Origin of the sequence: Clostridium sp. OM05-9 (genome assembly GCF_003481465.1) — a bacterium.
Lineage (GTDB): Bacteria > Bacillota > Clostridia > Lachnospirales > Lachnospiraceae > Coprococcus > Coprococcus ammoniilyticus.
On sequence record NZ_QULF01000003.1, the window covers coordinates 302356 to 322057 of the forward strand.

Genomic DNA, 19702 nt, shown 5'->3' on the forward strand with positions numbered 1-19702 from the left:
GAAGGCATGTCTGTCGTATCATACATATTTATAGTATTCTTTGCAGTTACAGTTTTGATATATTATATAGTACCAAAGAAAATCCAGTGGTGGGTGCTCCTTGCCGCAAGTGTGGTTTTCTATGCTTATAGTGGGATTGATGACCTCCTGATCGTAGTTGGAACTGCATTTCTGGTATATCCGTTGACAATGTTGATGGAGAAAAATCTGGAGGAACAGGACCGGCTGCTTCTGGATGCAGATAAGAGAGCTGCAAGAAAGATAAAAACAGCACAGAAAAAGAAACGAAAGAAATATCTGGTGCTGGCATTGCTGATCGTAATAGGTGCGCTTATTGTATTCAAGGTGACAGGATTTGCCATCGAGAACATCAAACGTTTTCTTCCATACGAAGCGATACAGCGGATTCCAGACTGGCATTTCCCTGCACCGCTTGGAGTTTCTTTTTATTCCTTTATGATGATCTCTTATCTGGTTGATGTCTATAACGGAAGGATCCATGCACAGAAGAATTTTCTGAAATATCTGTCGTATGTATTATATTTTCCACATATTACGCAGGGACCGATTGCGCGATATGAACTGGTTGCGCATCAACTATGGGAAAAGCATAAGTTTGATTATGATACGGTGATAAAAGGTACATGGTTGATTCTGTGGGGAGCACTTAAGAAAATGGTGATGGCAGACCGTATCAGTCCATTTGTGACAGAAGTATTTAAACATTCTGATCAGTATGAAGGTATGATCTTCTTTCTGGCGGCGGTTATGTATTCCATCCAGATTTACTGTGATTTCTCCGGATGCATGGATATCGTACGTGGTGCGTCGGAGTGCTTTGGCATTACGCTTGGAGAAAATTTCAGGCGGCCATATTTTTCCCAGACGTTGCCGGAGTTCTGGAGAAGATGGCATATTTCACTCGGAGCGTTCTTCAGAGAATATGTATTCTATCCGGTATCGACTTCAAAGATCCTGTTGAAATGGAATACCAAGGTGCGGAAATATCTGGGAAATGCCATAGGAACCGGATTTGCCTCCTGTGTACCAATCCTGTGCGTATGGATTCTGACCGGACTCTGGCATGGGGCAAAGTGGAATTATATCGGCTGGGGACTGTTTCACGGAATTCTGATCTGCTTATCGACATTATTTGAGCAGCCGGTTGCTAAATTAACAGAGAAACTGAATATACGGACAAACTGTATAAGCTGGAATATATTCCGGATGCTTCGGACATTTTTATTATGCGTGATCGGACGTATCATTTTTATGGGAAGTGGAATTCGTGCTTCCTTCCATATGATAGCTTCCTGTGTGGTTGACCGTGGTACATTTTATGACATTATAAATACATTTGCTTTGTCCCAGCGGGAATGGGGACTGGTTCTGATCGGTTGTATGATCCTGTTATGTGTATCAGTTGCACAGGAGATCCGGGAGCAGATGGGGATCAAAGAGGATATCAGAAGCTGGCTGCTACGTCAGAATCTCTGGCTGCGCTGGCTGGTTCTGATCGTTGGAATTTTATGTGTATTGACGTTTGGTGTATATGGTTCCGGCAGTCAGATCGCATTCATCTATGAACAGTTTTAAGTGTAGGAGAACAAAACATGAAAACAGGAAAGAAAAAGGTTTTGGCAATAATAAAAAAAGTAATTTCAATCCTTCTGTTTTTTGTCATATTGTTATATTCTATATCGAAGGTCGGACAGTTTGCCAGGCCGGATGAGAGTGACGCAGAAGCATGGGCAGAGTATTATGCGGAAGAAAAGGATACGGTCAATGCATTGATGATCGGATCCAGTGCAATATTCCGTTATTGGAACCCGCCACAGGCATATGAGGAACAGGATTTTACCTCGGCTATGCTGGCTAGCTCGATCCAGGATCTGAATATGGCACCATACATTATGGAAGAAGCGGTAAAAAGCCAGAATGTGGACGTGTTTGTTATCGAGGTCAGAACCATGATCGCCAGAAATACAAATGATGATCACAGCCAGGAAGAGCGGGACTATTGGTTTGAACTGCTTATATCCGGCATGAATCCATCCGTAACAAGGTTGCAGGCAATTCAGACTATACATGGTGGAAGCTGTGTGAAGAAAGCAGAAATGATGTTTCAGATATTAAAATATCATAATAACCTGCTGGAATTTGACCGGGAATTTATGATCAATCGTCTGAACAATCCATCCAGTGATGATAAATTTGCAAGACCAAAATCAACGATCACGAATCTCAAAAACAAGAAACCGGATTATACAACGGATCAGAGCCTTGAACTGTCACAGGCGTCTAAGGATACTCTGGATGCAATCGAGAAAAAGGCAAATGAACTGGGAAAAAAGGTGCTGTTTATAGCGACACCGTATGTACCGGATGAGAGTCAGATCCGGGAGCATCTGGCTGTGGATGCCTATTGTAAGAAACAGGGCTATGACTGCCTGGATCTAAATCAGTATGTTGATGAGATGGATATTGATTTTAAAACGGATTTCTATAATCCAAAGCATACGAATATAGCAGGATCAAAAAAGGTGACAAGCTTTCTTGGGGCATATCTGAAGGAGAAGTATCAGTTGCAGGAAACTCTGACTGAGGATCAGAAGGTAAGCTGGGAAGATGCCTGTAAGGTATGGGATGAGGAAGACCGGAAATTTATGGAAAAATGGAAGAAAAATGTAAAAAAGATTACAAAGAAAAAGGAGAAATAACAGGATCGATATGGAAACCGTGCTTCATTATGTAAAAAAATATGCAGAGACACAACCGGATACGCTGGCTGTCTGTGAGTTAAAAAAACATCTGACATATGCGGAGTATTGGACGGCAATCAGAAAGATGGCAAATGTCCTGCTTCAGAATGGTATAAAAAAGAATGCACATGTTATTTTACGATGCACACAGAACATTGAATATATGGTTTTGTTTTCAGCCTTGCAGTATATGCAGGTGCTTGTGATCCCTGTTGAGCGATCTACTTCACCGGAGCGTATGCAGGAAATCAGGGATAAGGTGGATGCAGAATGGCTGATCTCAAACAAAGAGTCAGAGGGGCTGCTCTGGTTATCCCCGAAGAAGCTGGTGGAACAGATGGAGAATACAGAAGAACTGGATGTTCCGCTTCCAAATGCAGATTCACGTTCGATGCTGTTGTTCACAACGGGTACGACCGGCAGTTCAAAGGGTGTTGTCATGCATCATAAGAATGATGTGGCAATTGCTGGGAATGTTATGAAGGGAACACAGATGAAACCAGGGAATGTGGAGATCATACCGATGCCACTCAATCATTCCTTTGGTATAAGACGGTATCAGTCGGATATGATTAATGGCGGAACTGTCTGTCTGATGAATGGTATGGCTATGATAGGCAATCTCTGGAAGATGCTTGAGCAGTACCATGCAACATCGATGGCAATTTCTCCAGCAACACTTGGAATGATCTTTCATTTGTCAGATGACAGGATTGCAGGATATGCCGATCAGATCGATTATATACAGGTGGGATCAGCCCCGCTTCCGGAAACGGACAAGGAAAAGCTGCTCCGGTATCTTCCACGTACAAGACTTTATAATTTTTATGGATCGTCGGAAGCTGGCTGCTCCTGTATTCTGGAATTCAGCCGTCAGAATAAGAATGGTTGTATCGGATATCCGACCGTCAATTCTCTAGTGCGGTTTATAGATGAAGAAGGGAATATTATAGAGAATGGATCTGAGAAACAGCCTGCTTTACTGGCCTGGGGTGGTTCGATTGTTATGGAGGGCTATTACAATGATCCGGAGCTTACTGCGAAAACGGTAGTGGATGGATATGTTATGACAAATGATCTTGGCTATATGGATGAAGATGGCAGTATTATTCTGGTTGGACGGGCAGATGATGTTATCAACTATGGTGGAAGCAAGATCTCGCCGGCAGAGGTAGAGACTGTTGCAATCCGGTATCCGGGGGTGGCAGATTGTGCTTACAGTTCCGTTCAGGATCCGATCACCGGAGAATTGCCGGTTATGCTGATCGTGCAAGAGGATGGATTTGACGAAACTGCATTCCAGAGCTATATGCAGCAACAGGTTGAAAGCTATAAGTTACCGCAGAAGATATTCTATATCGAGAAAGTTCCGAAGACATTTAAAGGCTCGCTTCTTCGAAAAGAAATAAAAAAGATAGCAGAATTAAAGAATAAAGGAGAATAAAACTATGAATGATTTTATTGCAATGTTAAAGAAGATCAAACCGAATGTTGATTTTGAAAATGAAGATGCACTGGTAGATGATGGAATACTGGAATCTCTGGATATCATAACGATCATTGCAGAGATTGCGGACAAATACGATGTTATCATTCCAAGTGATGAGATCACATCTGATAATTTCAATTCCGCAGAAGCTTTGTACGAACTGGTAGAAGATCTGAAATGATTTTGTTATAAATCTGTGAAGTGTGTCGTAAAAAGCAGAGCAGGATGATATACTGAACAGGTAGAAAAGGATGTTGTATGTATGAGAATCTGACAGGATGCATATCAGAAAATACACTATCTGGCAGGAAGAATAAAATTATGAATGTAATAGAGGAAAAGAAGAAAAAAAGGCATATTCACAGAACCCTTCTTTTTATAGGGATAATTCTGGTTATAGTGATAAATGCAGCAGCGTGGGCTGCTCCGTGGATCAGTGGAAAGACGGGATGGGAAAACTGGTGCGACTGGTATGCCAAACATGTGAATCCGGTTATCGTTGCAGTATTTGCAAGATTTGGCAATCTGTTTTCTTTTTCGCTCGGAGAGGTTATGATCGTTACGGCAATCCTGCTGATCCTTGCATTTCTGATTCTGAATATTCTGTTGATCTTTTTAAGAAAGCATAAGGGATATCGGAGATTTTGCAGGATCTATGACCTTGTTATTGCATATATAACGGTTGCGATCTGTCTTATTATGACCGGAAACTGTACGATCTATTATCATTGTTCCTCGCTTCCTGTAAATGAGGAAACGGAGGAACGGCAGTATAAGGTAGAAGAATTGCAGGCACTTCGCAATTATATCGTAAAGCAGTGTAACGAATACAGCACTAAAGTAGAGCGGGATGAAAACGGATACATAACATATGATGGAGATATGCAGGAACAGGCACGAAATGCTCTTCGGAAACTGTCCGGCCGGTATCCACGGTTGTCTGGCTACTATCCGGATGTCAAGCATATGATGTTTTCCGGGCTGATGAGCCAGAGTTATATGGCGGGGTATTATTTCCCGTTTTCGATGGAAGCAAACTGTAATGCAAATATGTATATCACAAATTATCCGGCAACCTATTGCCATGAGCTGGCGCATCTGCATGGGTATATCTATGAGGATGAGGCAAATTTTATATCTTATCTTGCCTGTATCGGCAGCGAAGATCCATTCTTTATTTATTCCGGGTATCTGAGTGTATTGTCCTATGTAGATAATGCCTATTATGAGGCTATCGGGGAGGATGCAGAACAGTATCTGGCAAATGAGAGGATTTCCGAACAGGTGCTTTCCGACGACATCTTTCTGCTCCCGGAGACTTGGAAAAAGGTAGAGGATAAGGCCATTCTATCGACGGATACCGTCAATCAGGCATCCAATACCTTCACTGAAACAAGCCTGAACCTGAACGGTGTCTCAGATGGTTTCGCAGCCTATGACCGCGTGACCGGACTGTTATTACGATACTACGATGAAGAGTTGTATTAAATGGTATGTTCATAAGAATTCGGCAATCTCTAACAGGATCATAGAAAAAGATTAACAGGTATCCGGTTTTATATACCTTTATGTAACAGACCTTTTTTCACGTCGGTCCTTAGCGAACTGCTAAAGGCAGTGAGGTTAGTACCGTTACGTGAAAAATAGAGCGCGAGCGTTCTGTGAAATAAAGGGTATATAAAACCGGATACCTGTTAATCTTTTTGCGAAATAGAACGAGAGTGATTTGCGAAATGAATGATAGCCTCCAGCTTCTTCCGTACGGTACATTATAATGCCAGCAGCTTCTTGCAGAGGGCAACATGTGCGTTCCCATCGGTCGTACAACTGTTATAAATCTCGACTGTACCCTGTTCAGCAGATTCTGACTTTAAGCCTGCGGCAATCAGGCGGCGACGCAGTTCTACGGCAGTTCCGTGGCTTCCGACAAAAATCTTGATATCCGGACCGACAACGGTTCGGATCATTTTTTCCACAAACGGATAGTGCGTACAGCCAAGCACGATCGCATCGATTCCCTTTTCCAGATAAGGCGATAGAATCTCCTGCAGATAATCATGAAGCTCCGGACTGTCCAGATCTCCGTTTTCCACAAAGCCAACCAGCTTTGGACATGGTACACGGTAGATTACGGATCGGTCTTCGTATGTATGCATAAGCGATAGAAACTTATCCTGTTTTAATGTCATAGGGGTAGCCATAACTGCGATCCGGTCATGTTCCTTCCAGAGAACGGCTGGTTTTAATGCCGGCTCAATGCCGATCACAGGGATGTCCGGATAGTCTGCACGAAGCATGGCAGCAGCAGCACTGGTTGCAGTATTGCATGCGATCACAATCGCTTTCGCGCCATGTTCAAGCAGGAATTCCACACAGTTCCGGCTTAGATGCTGAATGTCAGTGATCTGGCGTGTGCCATATGGAGCATTCGCGGAATCACCATAATATATATAATTTTCCTCCGGCATCAGTGAAACGATTTCTTTTAAAACACTGATACCGCCAATACCGGAATCAAATACGCCGATTGGACGGGAATTATCTTTCATTTGTAAAACCTCCTAAAAAAACCTGCACTTGAAAATTATACTACTATATGAAAAGAAAAGACAACCTATAAGTGAAAACAATACAAAACAATCTGCAGAAGACGATAAGACATAAATATTGGATAAACAGGGCGTACAGGAAAAAAGTTGCGTATTCTGTAGCAACCATATATAATCGGGGATGTGAGTACAGATAAAAACAAAAGAAAATAAGACAGAAATAGATCAGGTTAAATAAATATACTAAAACGGTCGGCAGACAGTCAGGAGGAAAGAAATGGAAACCGAGCAGAAACAGAGTACAGAAGCAGAGCAGAGTGAGAGATTGCAGCAGAATGTAGAAGATACGATTCCTGCAAGCCGGGAGCTGAAATCTCGGGTAAAAGAGAAGATGATCGAATATTATGCGGGAGATGCCAGACGGATCCATCATTTTCTGAAGGTTCATTCTTTTGCCAAGTTGATCGGGGAGATGGAAGGAGTCACAGGAGAAGAACTGGAGATCCTGGAAGTCGCTGCACTTGTGCATGATATAGGCATAAAGAACTCAGAAAAGAAATATGGATATAATACAGGAAAGACACAGGAAAAGGAAGGTCCGCCGGAAGCAGAAAAACTGCTTATTCCATTGACAGATGATGCTGCCTTTATTGAGCGGGTATGTTATCTGGTCGGACATCACCATACCTATTCCAATATTGACGGAATGGATTATCAGATACTGGTAGAGGCAGATTTCCTTGTGAACCTGTATGAGGATAAAGAGCATATCAAAGCAGTCCGGTCTGCTTATGAGAAGATCTTCCGGACACAGTCGGGAAGAAAGCTATGTAAGGAGATTTTTGCACTTTCGTAAAAATAAGGAAATCTTAACGGATTTTTAATTTTTGTAGGAGTACATGTGCTTGCAGGAACGGGATAAATTTTATATAATGAATTGATGTGCTAAATGGTACATGAAAAGACAGGTATTTATACTGGAAATAATAATGGATATGAATACAGAAACTTGGAATAGATCATAAAACACAGAAGATATAGTTATCAGGAGGATGTAATGAGTAAATACAAGATTAATACAACATGTGTACAGGGAGGTTATGAACCGGGAAACGGAGAACCACGTCAGGTTCCAATCTATCAGAGTACAACATTCAAATATGCAACAAGTGAAGATATGGGTAAATTATTCGATCTGGAGGCAGATGGATATTTTTATTCCAGACTTCAGAATCCGACAAATGATCTGGTCGCAAAGAAGATCTGTCAGTTAGAGGGCGGTGCAGCGGCGATGCTTACCGGTTCCGGTCAGTCAGCAAACTTCTATGCAGTATTTAATATTGCAAATTGTGGTGACCATGTTGTAGCATCAAATTCCATCTATGGTGGAACCTATAACTTATTTGCGGTAACGATGAAGAAGATGGGAATCGATTTCACATTTGTTGATCCGGACGCATCTGAAGATGAGATCCGTGCAGCGTTCCGTCCGAATACCAAGGCATTATTTGGTGAGATCATTGCAAATCCGGCTCTGACCGTATTAGATATTGAGAAGTTTGCAAAGGTAGCGCATGAGCAGGGAGTACCGCTTATTGTAGATAATACATTCCCGACTCCGATCAACTGTCGTCCGATCGAATGGGGAGCAGATATCGTAACTCATTCCACAACCAAATACATGGACGGACATGGAGCAGCTGTCGGTGGATGCATCGTAGATGCCGGAAAGTTCGACTGGATGAAATACGCAGACAAATTCCCGGGACTTACCACACCGGATGACAGTTATCATGGAATTACATATGCAGAGAAGTTCGGAAAAGAGGGCGCATTTATCACAAAGGCAACTGCACAGCTGATGCGTGATTTCGGTTCTGTACAGTCTCCGCAGAGTGCATTTATCCTGAATCTCGGACTGGAGAGTCTGCATGTCAGAGTAAAGCGTCATTGTGAGAATGCACTCGCAGTTGCAAAATATCTGGAACAGAATGATAAGGTTGCTTATGTGAATTACTGCGGGCTGGAAAATGACAAATATCATGCACTTGCAGAAAAATATCTGCCAAACGGCTCCTGTGGCGTTGTAAGCTTCGGTGTAAAGGGTGGAAGAAAAGCAGCGGAAGAATTCATGAAGCACTTAAAACTCGGTTCGATTGAGACACATGTAGCTGATGCAAGAACCTGTTGTCTGCATCCAGCAAGTGCAACACACAGGCAGATGAATGATGAAGAACTGACAGCATGCGGTGTATATCCTGATCTTGTCCGTTATTCATGTGGACTGGAAGATGCGGAAGATCTGATTGCAGATCTGGAACAGGCATTTGCGCAGATCTAGGATCTGAACCGGTCTGAAATATAGAAAGAAGATAGCCACAGCAGAACTGTTATAGAAAATAGCAAAGGAAATATCCTGCTGTGGATGGAGGAAGAAATGAAGTTAAGAATTGCCAAGGGTTGTATTGTAATTATGCCCATGATCGGTACTCTGGGACTGTTTATATTTACATTTGTTGGAAAGATCATATACGGATGGGGACTGTTTGTTATCATGCTGCTGTTGTCTGGTATTATCAATCAGATGTTTTTCCGTTGCCCGCACTGTGGGAAGTCAATTCCTGCAAATGCGACACTGAATCAGAAATACTGTCCGTTGTGTGGAGCTGACCTTGGTCTTATTGATTCACCGTTCAGTTATTATTCGAAATGCAAAAAAAATAAGAATGGACAGTATCAGGCATACACTACAGTTGGGTATCTGGCATTTATTGTTGGTACAGCTATCGTATTATTTATTGTTGTAGCACTTCTGGGATTTGACAGTGTATTCAAGGGAACCGGAAGGATTTTGCTTCTGGCAGCAATTGCTCTGGGATTATTGATCGGTATGATGTGCAGATGCATTGTTGGATCAGCGGCAAAGCTGGATAAGGAATATCTGTATTGCTGTAAGATACCGGGAAGGTGGAAGCGTTATGCAATTGCAGATATCAGAGAGCAGGCGAATGAGCATAAACCATTTTATCATGTGGTAAGAGGGTATGTAATGATGACATCGCAGGGAGTTGTTGCAATTCCGGTAGCAACCTATAAAGGAGGAAGAGAATTCCTTAAGAAGCTGACAGAGTATATTGGGGAACCAATGGTCGATGTTATGCCGGAGATGGTAGCATCCAAGCGAAGCGAAGAAAGTAAGAAAGCAGAAGCTGCATATAAAGAATATAAGGATAGTTTAAAGGAGAAAGGTGCAAAATAAGCATGGAAAATGGCAATAAGATAAAGAATGAAGCGTTGTTAGAGGCGATTGAAATATTTAAAGCAGAGAACAATCAGCAGAATCTGAAGAATTTCATCGAGAAGCTGTTACAGGCGAGATTTATCCTGCCTGCAACACTGGATCCAAAACCGGTAAAAGATGATCAGGGAAGGATCATGGGAGATGGAAAATTCAGAGTAAATTTCCGTGTTATCACAGATAATACAGGAAAGAACTTCTTCCCATGTTTTACAAATGACGAAGAATTCGAGCATGCGATCAAGGAAGTAGAAGTTGAGAAGATGGCACTTACTTATAAAGAGGTTGCCCCACTGGTTCTGAATTCCAATGGCCAGATCCAGGGAATCGTGATCGATCCCTACACAGTTGGTATGCAGGTTCCGGATGCACTTATAAAGACAGTGGATGAGAGCAGAAAGAGTGTGCTTGAGGAGCATAAGAATACGAATATCAAGAAGCATACAATTCCGGCAAATACAAAGATCCGTTTAAGAAGTCCGAAATATATGCCGGTTGATATGTTGGATGAAGCAAAGAAATTCCTGGCTGAACGTCCAAATGTAAAGGCAGCTTATATCCAGATGATGGAAAAAGAAAATTCAGATGAAGAGTATCTGATCACAATTGATTTTGAAGGTGATGAAGAAGATTTATTTGATTCCCTTCTTCCAAAGATAAAACCGCTTGCGTTTGGTATTCCAATCGCACTTACAGGAACAGATAACGGACTTGGAAAAAAGGTTACAGAGAATACAGAGCCATTCTATAAAAAAGAAATTGTAGGAGATAATAATGTTTAAAAAATATCTGATCATGTTTCTGATATCTATGGTTCCGATCGTGGAACTGCGAGGTGCGATTCCATATGCAGCGGTATTCGGAATACCGACATTTCGTGCACTGATCATCTGTATGATCGGCAACATGCTTCCGGTTCCGGTGATCTACTGGTTCGCCAGACGGGTTCTGATGTGGGGAAAAGATAAGAAATATATAGGGAAATTTTTTACATGGTGTATTCAGAAGGGCGAAAAAGGCGGACAGAAGCTGCTTGAGAAAACAGGCGGCGGAGTCTATATCGCACTGATGTTGTTTGTCGGGGTTCCACTTCCGGGTACAGGAGCCTGGACGGGTACTCTGGCAGCCAGCTTCTTAGATCTTGACTGGAAGAAGAGTGCACTTGCCGTTATGGGTGGTGTTGTACTTGCAGGACTGATCGTGGGAGTTGTAAGCTACGGACTGCTTGGCGCGATTGCAGCATTATTCTGATATCATAAATATGGAATAATATTTTAATAAGAGATATGTCTGCAGGACGAGAGAAGCTGCAAAACTTGCAGGCGTATAAGGAGATAGATATGGTAAATCCGGCATCAATTTTTAAGATAAAATCCGCATGGGAGAAATTTGCATCCAATCATCCGAAGTTTCCGATGTTTTTACAGGCTGCGATGGCAAGTGGGATCAAAGAAGACTATATTATAGAAGTAAAGATCACGGATCCGGAGGGAAAGCAGATCTGTACAAATGTAAAACTGACAGAATCGGATATGGAATTATTCCATACCTTAAAGGATCTGAAGGGGTAAATACAGACAATCCAATAAATGCGGCATATTTCTTTATAAAATTAAAAAATAGAGAATATGTCTAAAAACAGAAAAAGATTTCTTGACTTGCACTGTATACTTGTGTTATTGTTAATCGTGCGATGAAAGAGGTCTTTTTTTTATGCCTTAAAATAAGTAATGGAGGTAGATGGAAGTGCGCGTTAAAATAACATTGGCATGTCAGGATTGTAAACAGCGTAATTACAATATGACAAAGGATAAGAAAACGCATCCAGACAGAATGGAAACAAAGAAGTACTGCAGATTCTGCAAGAAGCATACAGTACACAAGGAAACAAAATAGTTCCGGACCAGTGAAGGAGGATTGGTTTAATGGCAAAAAGTGAAGAAAAATCAACAGCTCTCAAGAAAAGCTGGACCCAGGAACTAAAGGGTGAATTCAAGAAAATCACATGGCTTGACAGAACAACCCTGTTTAAGCAGTCAGCCGTAGTAATCGTTTCAACGGTAATCCTCGGAGCTATTATTGCAGTCGTTGACTGGCTTATACAAATAGGCTTGAATTTCATAATATAATGAGTAAAGGTTGGTGAATTATATGGCAGATGCAGAAAGCGCAAAATGGTATGTAGTCCATACCTACTCAGGTTATGAAAATAAGGTTAAAGCTGATATTGAGAAAACAATTGAAAACAGAAAATTACAGGACCAGATATTAGAAGTATCTGTACCCGTAGAAGAATCCATTGAGGTTAAGAACGGTGTACAGAAAGCTGTTACCAGAAAACTGTTTCCCGGCTATGTTCTGCTCAATATGATTATGAACGATGCCACATGGTATGTAGTCCGTAATACAAGAGGTGTTACAGGATTCGTAGGACCGGGATCAAAGCCGGTTCCGTTATCGGATGATGAGATGAAGTACCTTGGAATCAACAAGGAAACAATCGTGATCGACGCGGAAGTAGGCGATATGGTTGAGGTTACAGCAGGTGCCTGGGAAGGTACCGTGGGTAGTATTAAGGCAATTAACCCAAGTAAACAGACCATTACCATCGATGTAGAAATATTTGGCCGTGCAACATCTGTAGAGATTGCATTCGCTGATATCAAGAAATTGTAAGAGTGAGTGGAAGGGTATCCCCCGTTATTACCACAATATTTTTGGAGGTGCGCTAAGATGGCGAAGAAAGTAGAAGGATATATCAAATTACAGATTCCTGCAGGAAAGGCAACACCTGCACCACCTGTTGGACCGGCTCTTGGTCAGCATGGTGTTAATATCGTTGCATTTACAAAAGAATTCAATGCTAGAACTGCTAACGAAGGAGATATGATCATTCCTGTTGTTATTACAGTTTATCAGGATAAGAGCTTTAGCTTTATCACTAAGACTCCTCCTGCAGCACTTCTGATCAAGAAGGCTTGTAATATCAAATCCGGTTCAGCTAACTCAAAGAAGACAAAGGTTGCAACTATCTCAAAGGCTAAGGTTCAGGAAATTGCCGAACTTAAGATGAAAGATTTAAATGCTGCAAGCCTTGAAACTGCTATGAGCATGATCGCTGGAACAGCTCGTTCAATGGGCGTTACAGTTGAAGAGTAATTAAGAATAAAAACATTTTGGTGGGAGGGTCGCTCCCGATAAGACCACAGGAGGTTTATAATGAAGAAGAGTAAGAAATATATAGATGCAAGCAAGCTCTATGACAAAACAGCCGTTTACGAATTCGAAGAGGCAGTTGCTTTGGTAAAGAAGATGGCTACAGCTAAATTTGATGAGACAATCGAAGCTCACTTAAGACTGGGCGTTGATGGACGTCACGCAGATCAGCAGGTACGTGGTGCAGTTGTATTACCTCATGGAACAGGTAAGACAGTTAAGGTTCTCGTATTCGCTAAGGGAGATAAGGTAGACGAAGCTCTTGCTGCCGGTGCTGATTACGCAGGTGGTGAGGAGTTAGTTCCAAAGATCCAGAAAGACGGATGGTTAGATTTCGATGTTGTTGTAGCTACACCTGATATGATGGGTGTTGTTGGACGTCTTGGTCGTGTACTTGGACCTAAGGGCTTAATGCCAAACCCTAAGGCTGGTACAGTTACAATGGACGTAACAAAAGCAGTTAATGATATCAAAGCTGGTAAGATAGAGTACAGACTTGATAAAGCCAATATTATCCATGTGCCAGTGGGAAAAGCTTCCTTTACAGAGGAACAGTTAGACGAAAACTTCCAGACCTTAATGGATGCTATTGTAAAAGCAAAGCCATCAGCTGCTAAGGGACAGTACCTTAAGAGCGTTGTAATTGCTTCAACAATGGGTCCTGGTGTTAAGATTAACACAACAAGATTTGCGTAAATCTTATATACCAATATATTGACAGAACGACCATCATGCAGGACGCGCCTGTGTGGTGGTCGTTTTGTGCTATATGGAAAATCTTTAAGGGAAGGTAAAAACTTCCTTGACATATACAGGCTGCTCAGCTAAAATTTTTATGGGTAAACGCTTTAGTGTGGAAAAACATAAAAGCGAAAAAGTAAAGCCAAGATCAGACATGGAGGATAGTCACATATGAGACAGAAGAAGATTCATTACATCTATAACGATGCAATGGAATGTATGGATTTTGATGAAAGAAAAAAGCTTCAGGGAGAGAGACTGAGAGCTACCGTAGAGTTGGAATATAATAATGTTCCGGCTTACAGAAAGAGAATGGATGAAGCCGGAGTAAAACCGGAAGATATTAATGGAATTGAAGATATCGTAAAGCTTCCATTTACGCAGAAAACCGATTTGAGAGATAATTTCCCATATGGACTATTTGCTGCAGATCTTAAAGATATTGTACGTATTCAGGGTTCTTCAGGAACAACCGGAAAGCCGATCGTATCAGGATATACGGAAAATGATATTAAGGTATGGACAGAGATGGTTGCCAGAGCACTGACTGCTGCAGGCGGTACAAAGGATGATATCATTCAGGTTGCTTATGGTTATGGTTTATTTACCGGCGGACTGGGGGCACATCAGGGTGCAACAGAGATTGGGGCTACAGTAATTCCAATGTCATCCGGTAATACACAGAGACAGATTATAATGATGAAAGAGCTTGGTGCTACGATGCTCTGCTGTACACCGTCTTATGCAACATATCTGGCAGAAACCATCCATGAAATGGGAATCAAGCCGGAAGAATTAAAACTGAAATCCGGTTGTTTTGGTGCAGAGCCATGGACAGAGGAAATGAGACAGCATCTGGAAGATCTGCTTGATATTGATGCACTCGATATCTATGGACTTACGGAGATTGGTGGTCCCGGTGTTGCATTTGAATGCATGGAAAAGCATGGTATGCATATCAATGAAGATCATGTGCTTGCAGAGATCATCGATCCGGTAACAGAAGAACCGCTTCCGGATGATACACCGGGTGAACTGGTATTTACTACACTGACCAAGACAGGTGCGCCTATGATCCGTTACAGAACGCATGATATCTGTACTTTACATCACGGAACATGTGCTTGTGGAAGAACAACAGTTAAGATGAGCCGTATCACAGGACGTACCGATGATATGCTTGTTGTTCGTGGCGTCAATGTATTCCCAAGTCAGATTGAAGCTGTACTGATGGGTGTGAAAGAAGCATCTGCACATTATATGCTGGTAGTTGATCGTGTGAATTCACAGGATAAGCTTACTGTTCAGGTGGAATTAAAGGATGATGTTGATATAAACGATGCGGATAAGCTTGAGAAGCTGGTTGCATATATCAAGACACAGATCAAGCAGACTCTGCTGATCAGTGCCAAGGTAGAACTGCTTCCGCCGAAGTCTATTGCTCGTTCCGAGGGCAAGGCAAAGCGTATTACCGATAACCGAAACACCGGCTTCTAAACGAATGTGGCGGCATCCACGATAAATTTTATATCTTGAATATTATTTACACTATAAATGACTCACGGGGATTTCTATTCGCTGCATATGTCTGTTTCGTAAATGCTCCTGTGCCAACTCGTCCTTCGGACTCAGACAGACACTCGCATTTACTGACAATATGCAGCTCATAACGAAATCCTTGCGAATGTCATATTATAGCGCAAATAATATTCTGAGATATTAAAATTTATTGTGGGTGCCTTTTTGTATAGTGCGTTACGGTAAGTACGATTAATTGTGTAGAACATTTCCCCGGTTTTTATATATCGTCAGAAGCCGGATGTGTTCGGTTGTCAGATTATTGTGACAGAGAGTGCTTGCAGATAGCTTCGGTTGTGCCTATAATATAGACTATGAGATTAAACAGGCAATTGCAGAAAGCATAGAATATTCTGCAATGCCTGTTTTGAACAAACAACCAGGAGGCAGACAGATATGAAAGCGGAATATATGCTCCGGATCAGATATTTTCTGGCACATAATAAAATAAAGGTGGTACTATGTCAGCTTGCTTTTCTACTGGTTTCGTCGTTTATTCTGGTTCCGGTTGTATTTCGTGGATTCTATCTGGCGATCAAATTGTCCGGATACAGTTCGATCACGAAAGAGAACTTTCTGGATGTCCTGATTAAGCCGGGATCTATTATTTATATATTGCTTCTTATTGTGCTGCTCATGGTGTTCATGTTATTGAACCTTACGATGTATATTGTATTGTTTGATGCATCACTCCGGCACAGCAGACATGGCTTGATTGAATATCTGGTACAGGTCGAGAAGCATTTCTTCCGTTTCTTTGGAAAAAGGAAAATTGTGCGTATTTTCTACATGCTTCCATTTGCGTTTGCAGTATACATGCCACCGTTTCTGATGGCGTTAAATAATAATACGGTCACAAAATACCTGTTGAAATTGTGTATTCGGGGAACCGGAAAGAAAGCATTTTGGATCGGATTTGCAGTGATCTATCTGATATGTATCTGGGTTATGTCCGTAAAGATTCCATATATCCGGTTGCTGATCCTTGGAAATGTCGATGCATCGAAAGCAAAAGAGCAGACCCGGCTGACACGACGGGAAAGATTTCATCATTTTATGTTCCAGATGTTATGGGAATTGTTTATTGCTTTATTCTGTGCGGTACTATATGCAGTATTTATTCTGGTAAGTGTTCTTGTTATCAAGGCAAAATCTGATGGCGACAATGTTCTGATACTGTTTTATGAAGTGTATAATCGTATAAACATCGTTGTCGGAGGGCTGCTGCTTTTTATCTGTGGTATGTTCAACATTTCTGCAGCATTACAGCTCGCACGACCAAAGATGCTTATGTATTATGTAGATAATGCTGATCTTAACAAGCAGACCCATTATGTACTGGTCAGTATGGTTGCTGTTGCCTGTGTGCTGGCAATATATTTGAATATCAGATTTTTGTCTGCAGGTACGACACCGACATACGCTTCCCTTGGGGCAACGTTGATTACTGCACACAGAGGTTCCAGCAGTGAAGCTCCGGAGAATACGATCCCTGCATTTGAAAAGGCAATCGAAGAAGGAGCAGATTATGTGGAGATGGATGTACGACTGACTTCAGATGGGGTACTTGTGCTGATGCATGACCCATCGACTAAGCGGACGACAGGCGTTGATAAGCTGGTATGTGATACTACTTATGAGGAGCTGCAGCAATTGGATGCCGGAGCAGAATTTTCGGATGAATATGCCGGAACAAAGATTCCAACCTTACAGGAAGCAATCGATACCTGTAAAGGCAAGGTCATGATGAACATAGAATTGAAAACGGTTCGGAACGACGGGGAACTGGAAGCAAAGGTTGCGCAGATGCTCAAAGAGAATAACATGGAAGAGCAATGTATTGTCACATCCTTTAAGCAGCGGTCTCTTGTACGGATCAAGAAAGATGATCCGGATATCGTGACGGGCTATATATACAGCTTCGGATACAGCAACCGGACAAATTATGAAGCAATGGATGTGTTAAGCATTGATGCCAGATACCTGACCAGGCAGGTGGTAACCGGAGCACATAAAAAAGGTATTATGGTCTGCGCATGGACGGTAAATACCAGCAGCGAGATGCGTCGCATGATGGCAATTGGTGTGGATAATATCATCACGGACCGCGTACAGCTTGCAAAGAGAACCTTAAAGCATAAGGACAGTAATGCCATATCAGATATGGTAAAATATATATTTGAACAGTAAAAAAATTATCAATACTATAGAAATTGAGAAAAGAATGTGCTATAACAGAAGCTATGAATATTATTTTTTTTACGAAATAGAAACTGAAAGGATGAATAGTTATGGAGAAGAAAAATATTGACTGGTCAAGTATCGGTTTTGGTTATATCAAAACGGATAAAAGATATGTATCAAATTATAAGAATGGTGCATGGGATGAGGGAACATTAACAGATGATGCAAACATTGTATTAAGTGAGTGTGCAGGTGTTCTTCAGTATGCCCAGACAGTATTTGAAGGATTAAAGGCATATACAACAGAAGATGGCAGAATCGTATGTTTCCGTCCTGATCTGAACGCAAGCAGAATGGCAGATTCAGCAAAGAGACTTGAGATGCCTGCATTCCCGGAAGATAGATTTGTAAAGGCAGTAGAAGAGACAGTAAGAGCAAATGCTGCTTATGTTCCACCTTATGGTTCAGGTGCAACTCTTTACATCAGACCATATATGTTTGGTTCAAATCCTGTAATCGGTGTTAAACCGGCAGATGAGTATCAGTTCAGAATGTTCTGTACACCAGTAGGTCCTTACTTTAAGGGTGGTGCAAAGCCAATTACGATCAAGGTTTCAGATTTTGACCGCGCAGCACCTCATGGAACAGGCCATATCAAGGCCGGTTTGAACTATGCAATGAGCCTTCATGCAATTGTTACAGCTCATCAGGAAGGTTATGATGAGAACATGTACTTAGATGCAGCAACCAGAACAAAGGTAGAAGAGACAGGTGGAGCAAACTTCATCTTCGTAACAAAGGATGGAACAGTTGTAACCCCTAAGTCAAACAGTATCCTTCCATCAATCACAAGACGTTCACTTATGGTAGTTGCTGAGAAGTACCTCGGACTGAAAGTAGAGCACAGAGAAGTATACTTCGATGAGGTAAAAGATTTTGCAGAGTGTGGTCTGTGTGGTACAGCAGCCGTTATCTCACCGGTAGGTAAGATTGTTGATCATGGCAAAGAAATCTGCTTCCCAAGTGGAATGGAGAAGATGGGACCGGTTATCCAGAAGCTCTATGATACATTAACAGGTATCCAGATGGGCAGAATCGAAGCTCCGGAAGGATGGATCAAAGAGATCAAAGTAGATTAATTATTAAAATAGTTTCTATAAAGAAAAAAGATATGGCGTAAATTTCTCTGGTGGGATTTGCGTCATATCTTTTTTTAGGCATTTCCATGAAAATCCAGAAGCTTACGAACATCTATTTCAAGCACATCTGCAATATTAAACAGCAGATCCAGCGAAATGGATCGGACGATGTTGGGGGCTTCGACGGCTCCCAGATGTTGTCTTGAAATGTCTAGTTTTTCTGCAAGCTGTTCCTGAGTATATCCCTTATGCTTGCGATAATACGAAATATTATACCCCAATTCTATATATCGCTTATTATTATGAGTCACTTCAGCGTGTTTGCTCATATAATCACCTCAACTATGTATTTTATGTAAATTTTTATAAAATATAAATTAGACGTAATATTACATATGATATTAGTTATACGATATATGTCATTTGAAAATATTCGGTTTCCGTTTTCAGATTAATTATTAAGCTGGATAAAGACGGAAATTTACATAAATATTAAGTTTGTAATTAGCTATATGGTACAAAAATGCCCTTAAAAACAATAAAATGCGTATGTTTTATATACATTTATACGAAAATGACCTGAAAATTGCTTTTAATCTTGATATTTAATATACGACAATATATACTTCTATATTGTGAAATGTCACAAAATAAATAACAAAGAAAAAGGATGCCATAAGGGATGGTATCCGGAAAATGAACTGTAAAAAAAGGAATGAACAGTTCAGAATGAAGAATGGAGGTAA

General features: G+C 41.3%; 21 protein-coding genes. 19 read left to right on the forward strand and 2 right to left on the reverse strand.

Features of this window, described 5'->3' with window-relative positions; all coding sequences use genetic code 11:
* The first annotated feature begins 6 nt into the window (after positions 1–6).
* From DXB77_RS06835 to DXB77_RS06855, 5 genes are all read left to right on the forward strand, one after another.
* Positions 7–1596, forward strand: a complete 1590-nt coding sequence (locus DXB77_RS06835; protein WP_118662874.1) for an MBOAT family O-acyltransferase — start codon at positions 7–9, stop codon at positions 1594–1596.
* Positions 1597–1613: 17 nt separating this feature from the next.
* Positions 1614–2720, forward strand: coding sequence for a hypothetical protein (locus tag DXB77_RS06840; RefSeq protein WP_118662875.1), 1107 nt, complete (start codon positions 1614–1616; stop codon positions 2718–2720).
* Positions 2721–2730: 10 nt separating this feature from the next.
* Positions 2731–4206, forward strand: a complete 1476-nt coding sequence (locus DXB77_RS06845) for a class I adenylate-forming enzyme family protein (RefSeq protein WP_118662876.1) — start codon at positions 2731–2733, stop codon at positions 4204–4206.
* Between the two features lie 4 nt (positions 4207–4210).
* Positions 4211–4432, forward strand: a complete 222-nt coding sequence (locus tag DXB77_RS06850; protein ID WP_008401081.1) for a phosphopantetheine-binding protein — start codon at positions 4211–4213, stop codon at positions 4430–4432.
* Positions 4433–4572: 140 nt separating this feature from the next.
* On the forward strand, positions 4573–5739 hold the full coding sequence (locus DXB77_RS06855; RefSeq protein WP_182439442.1) for a DUF3810 domain-containing protein: 1167 nt from the start codon (positions 4573–4575) through the stop codon (positions 5737–5739).
* Between the two features lie 281 nt (positions 5740–6020).
* On the opposite strand, the gene murI is transcribed toward DXB77_RS06855, so the two are convergent.
* Positions 6021–6800: a glutamate racemase gene (murI, locus tag DXB77_RS06860; protein ID WP_118662878.1), complete on the reverse strand. Its 780-nt coding sequence runs from the start codon at positions 6798–6800 to the stop codon at positions 6021–6023.
* A 391-nt stretch (positions 6801–7191) separates the two neighbouring features.
* On the opposite strand from murI, the gene DXB77_RS06865 reads away from it, so the two are divergent.
* The 14 genes from DXB77_RS06865 (at position 7192) to DXB77_RS06930 (ending at position 18956) form a co-directional block, all read left to right on the forward strand.
* Entirely contained in the window at positions 7192–7656 is a 465-nt protein-coding gene (locus DXB77_RS06865; protein WP_117785384.1) for an HD domain-containing protein, read from the forward strand.
* A 201-nt stretch (positions 7657–7857) separates the two neighbouring features.
* Positions 7858–9141 carry an O-acetylhomoserine aminocarboxypropyltransferase/cysteine synthase family protein gene (locus DXB77_RS06870; RefSeq protein WP_117808723.1) on the forward strand — a complete coding sequence of 428 codons (1284 nt, stop codon included), beginning with the start codon at positions 7858–7860 and terminating at the stop codon, positions 9139–9141.
* Between the two features lie 96 nt (positions 9142–9237).
* Positions 9238–10059 carry a zinc ribbon domain-containing protein gene (locus DXB77_RS06875; protein ID WP_226801033.1) on the forward strand — a complete coding sequence of 274 codons (822 nt, stop codon included), beginning with the start codon at positions 9238–9240 and terminating at the stop codon, positions 10057–10059.
* A 2-nt stretch (positions 10060–10061) separates the two neighbouring features.
* Complete coding sequence (locus DXB77_RS06880; protein ID WP_117822941.1) at positions 10062–10880, forward strand: enhanced serine sensitivity protein SseB; 819 nt, start codon at positions 10062–10064, stop codon at positions 10878–10880.
* Positions 10873–11349, forward strand: coding sequence for a small multi-drug export protein (locus DXB77_RS06885; RefSeq protein ID WP_117808720.1), 477 nt, complete (start codon positions 10873–10875; stop codon positions 11347–11349). The genes DXB77_RS06880 and DXB77_RS06885 overlap by 8 nt, the downstream gene beginning before the upstream one ends.
* Positions 11350–11438: 89 nt before the next feature.
* Complete coding sequence (locus tag DXB77_RS06890; protein WP_021943590.1) at positions 11439–11669, forward strand: hypothetical protein; 231 nt, start codon at positions 11439–11441, stop codon at positions 11667–11669.
* A 175-nt stretch (positions 11670–11844) separates the two neighbouring features.
* Positions 11845–11994 carry a 50S ribosomal protein L33 gene (rpmG, locus tag DXB77_RS06895; protein ID WP_008401093.1) on the forward strand — a complete coding sequence of 50 codons (150 nt, stop codon included), beginning with the start codon at positions 11845–11847 and terminating at the stop codon, positions 11992–11994.
* Between the two features lie 29 nt (positions 11995–12023).
* Positions 12024–12227, forward strand: a complete 204-nt coding sequence (gene secE, locus DXB77_RS06900; protein WP_008401094.1) for a preprotein translocase subunit SecE — start codon at positions 12024–12026, stop codon at positions 12225–12227.
* Between the two features lie 22 nt (positions 12228–12249).
* Positions 12250–12774 carry a transcription termination/antitermination protein NusG gene (gene nusG / locus DXB77_RS06905; protein ID WP_008401095.1) on the forward strand — a complete coding sequence of 175 codons (525 nt, stop codon included), beginning with the start codon at positions 12250–12252 and terminating at the stop codon, positions 12772–12774.
* 57 nt (positions 12775–12831) lie between these two features.
* On the forward strand, positions 12832–13257 hold the full coding sequence (gene rplK, locus DXB77_RS06910) for a 50S ribosomal protein L11 (RefSeq protein ID WP_008401096.1): 426 nt from the start codon (positions 12832–12834) through the stop codon (positions 13255–13257).
* Between the two features lie 60 nt (positions 13258–13317).
* Positions 13318–14010, forward strand: a complete 693-nt coding sequence (gene rplA / locus DXB77_RS06915) for a 50S ribosomal protein L1 (RefSeq protein ID WP_021943593.1) — start codon at positions 13318–13320, stop codon at positions 14008–14010.
* Between the two features lie 216 nt (positions 14011–14226).
* Positions 14227–15552 carry a phenylacetate--CoA ligase gene (locus DXB77_RS06920; protein WP_118484664.1) on the forward strand — a complete coding sequence of 442 codons (1326 nt, stop codon included), beginning with the start codon at positions 14227–14229 and terminating at the stop codon, positions 15550–15552.
* A 477-nt stretch (positions 15553–16029) separates the two neighbouring features.
* Complete coding sequence (locus DXB77_RS06925) at positions 16030–17823, forward strand: glycerophosphodiester phosphodiesterase family protein (protein ID WP_118662879.1); 1794 nt, start codon at positions 16030–16032, stop codon at positions 17821–17823.
* Positions 17824–17924: 101 nt separating this feature from the next.
* The gene (locus DXB77_RS06930) at positions 17925–18956 is read left to right on the forward strand and encodes a branched-chain amino acid aminotransferase (protein WP_117808716.1); all 1032 of its coding nucleotides are present in this window, start codon (positions 17925–17927) and stop codon (positions 18954–18956) included.
* A gap of 74 nt (positions 18957–19030) precedes the next feature.
* Here the strand turns inward: DXB77_RS06930 and DXB77_RS06935 are convergent, their stop codons facing one another.
* Positions 19031–19285, reverse strand: a complete 255-nt coding sequence (locus DXB77_RS06935) for a helix-turn-helix transcriptional regulator (protein ID WP_118662880.1) — start codon at positions 19283–19285, stop codon at positions 19031–19033.
* Between the last annotated feature and the right edge of the window lie 417 nt (positions 19286–19702).

Coding starts and splice junctions, on each gene's coding strand:
- rplA (WP_021943593.1), top strand. CDS start 13,318: ATGAAGAAGAGTAAGAAATATATAGATGCAAGCAAGCTCTATGACAAA.
- DXB77_RS06885 (WP_117808720.1), top strand. CDS start 10,873: ATGTTTAAAAAATATCTGATCATGTTTCTGATATCTATGGTTCCGATC.
- DXB77_RS06925 (WP_118662879.1), top strand. CDS start 16,030: ATGAAAGCGGAATATATGCTCCGGATCAGATATTTTCTGGCACATAAT.
- secE (WP_008401094.1), top strand. CDS start 12,024: ATGGCAAAAAGTGAAGAAAAATCAACAGCTCTCAAGAAAAGCTGGACC.
- DXB77_RS06930 (WP_117808716.1), top strand. CDS start 17,925: ATGGAGAAGAAAAATATTGACTGGTCAAGTATCGGTTTTGGTTATATC.
- DXB77_RS06840 (WP_118662875.1), top strand. CDS start 1,614: ATGAAAACAGGAAAGAAAAAGGTTTTGGCAATAATAAAAAAAGTAATT.
- nusG (WP_008401095.1), top strand. CDS start 12,250: ATGGCAGATGCAGAAAGCGCAAAATGGTATGTAGTCCATACCTACTCA.
- DXB77_RS06850 (WP_008401081.1), top strand. CDS start 4,211: ATGAATGATTTTATTGCAATGTTAAAGAAGATCAAACCGAATGTTGAT.
- DXB77_RS06870 (WP_117808723.1), top strand. CDS start 7,858: ATGAGTAAATACAAGATTAATACAACATGTGTACAGGGAGGTTATGAA.
- DXB77_RS06920 (WP_118484664.1), top strand. CDS start 14,227: ATGAGACAGAAGAAGATTCATTACATCTATAACGATGCAATGGAATGT.
- DXB77_RS06880 (WP_117822941.1), top strand. CDS start 10,062: ATGGAAAATGGCAATAAGATAAAGAATGAAGCGTTGTTAGAGGCGATT.
- DXB77_RS06855 (WP_182439442.1), top strand. CDS start 4,573: ATGAATGTAATAGAGGAAAAGAAGAAAAAAAGGCATATTCACAGAACC.
- DXB77_RS06835 (WP_118662874.1), top strand. CDS start 7: ATGTCTGTCGTATCATACATATTTATAGTATTCTTTGCAGTTACAGTT.
- rplK (WP_008401096.1), top strand. CDS start 12,832: ATGGCGAAGAAAGTAGAAGGATATATCAAATTACAGATTCCTGCAGGA.
- DXB77_RS06845 (WP_118662876.1), top strand. CDS start 2,731: ATGGAAACCGTGCTTCATTATGTAAAAAAATATGCAGAGACACAACCG.
- DXB77_RS06875 (WP_226801033.1), top strand. CDS start 9,238: ATGAAGTTAAGAATTGCCAAGGGTTGTATTGTAATTATGCCCATGATC.
- DXB77_RS06890 (WP_021943590.1), top strand. CDS start 11,439: ATGGTAAATCCGGCATCAATTTTTAAGATAAAATCCGCATGGGAGAAA.
- murI (WP_118662878.1), bottom strand. CDS start 6,800: ATGAAAGATAATTCCCGTCCAATCGGCGTATTTGATTCCGGTATTGGC.
- DXB77_RS06865 (WP_117785384.1), top strand. CDS start 7,192: ATGATCGAATATTATGCGGGAGATGCCAGACGGATCCATCATTTTCTG.
- DXB77_RS06935 (WP_118662880.1), bottom strand. CDS start 19,285: ATGAGCAAACACGCTGAAGTGACTCATAATAATAAGCGATATATAGAA.